Source organism: Streptomyces sp. NTD91, from assembly GCF_059510455.1.
The window spans coordinates 1-1,169 of record NZ_JCAJZW010000129.1 but is presented as its reverse complement, the minus strand read 5'-3'; the positions used below and the strand labels follow the sequence as shown (position 1 = coordinate 1,169).

The 1,169-nt window shown below is 70.3% G+C and carries 1 protein-coding gene; it reads right to left on the bottom strand.

Annotation, left to right across the window (positions count from 1 at the left end; all coding sequences use genetic code 11):
• Nucleotides 1-60 precede the first annotated feature (60 nt).
• On the bottom strand, nucleotides 61-1,169 hold a 1,109-nt coding region (locus AC5WRT_RS38875), incomplete at its 5' end, for an IS110 family RNA-guided transposase (protein ID WP_496101096.1).

Below are 1,169 nucleotides of genomic sequence, written 5' to 3'. Positions count from 1 at the left end.
GCCTCTATGTTCTTCGTCAAGGCGCCCAGGTTGGTTTTGGGATGGTTTGGCTTGCTGGGGTCATGCGGCGAGCTCGACGTCCGCGGGCGTGCGGGATTCGTAGAAGGTGCCGTCTCGGAGCATGGCGAACAGGACGCTGATGCGTTGACGGGCCAGGCGGAGGAGGGCCTGGGTGTGGGTCTTGCCGCGGGCGCGTTGTCGGTCGTAGTAGGTGCGGGAGGCGGGGTCGGCGTTCATGCAGGCGAAGGCGGACAGGAACATGGCGCGTTTGAGCTGCCGGTTTCCGCCTCGGGGTGCGTGTTCGCCGTGGATCGAGGTGCCCGACTGCTTCGTGGTCGGGGCGAGGCCGGCGTAGGAGGCGAGGTGGGCGGCGGTGGGGAAGCCGGTGCCGTCGCCGACGGTGACCAGCAGGACGGCGGCGGTCCTGACGCCGACGCCGGGCATCGACGTCAGGACCGGGGAAAGAGGGTGGGCCTCCAGCAGCGTGTTGATCTGGGCTTCCATCGCCCGGCGCTGGGTGTGGACGGCGGCCAGGGAGGCGGCCAGAGAGGGAATGACGATGTCGAGGGTGCCGGTGCCCGGCACGACGACGGTCTGTTCGTCGAGGGCGTCGAAGACGTCGTCGATCAGCCGCTGGGCCATGCGCGGGGCCTTGGGCCGGATCAGCTCGGCGAGTCTGCGGCGGCCGGCTTTGCGCAGGGCGGCCGGGGAGCCGTAGCGCTCCAGGAGCCAGGTGACGGCCTGGTGGTCGAGGCGGGGGCCCAGGACGCGTTCCAGCGACGGGTGGAACTGGGTGAGCAGGCCGCGTATCCGGTTGGAGGTGCGGGTGGCCTCGGCGGCGAGGTCCTGGTCGAAGCCGACGAGGACGGTGAGCTCGGCGGTGATCTCGTCGGTCAGTTCCAGCGAGCGCAGGGTGTGCGGCATGGTGCGGGCCGCATCCGCGATCACGGCCGCGTCCTTGGCGTCGGTCTTGGCCTCGCCCGGGTAGAGGTCGGCGATCCGGCGCATCGCGAGTCCGGGCAGGTAGGCGACCTTGCAGCCCGCGTCCCGGGCCACGGTCAGTGGCAGAGCGCCGATGGAGGCGGGCTGGTCCACAATCACCAGGACGGTGCCGAACTTCGCGGTCAGTTTGTCGAAGACGGCCCGCAGCTTCGGCTCGCTGTTGGGCA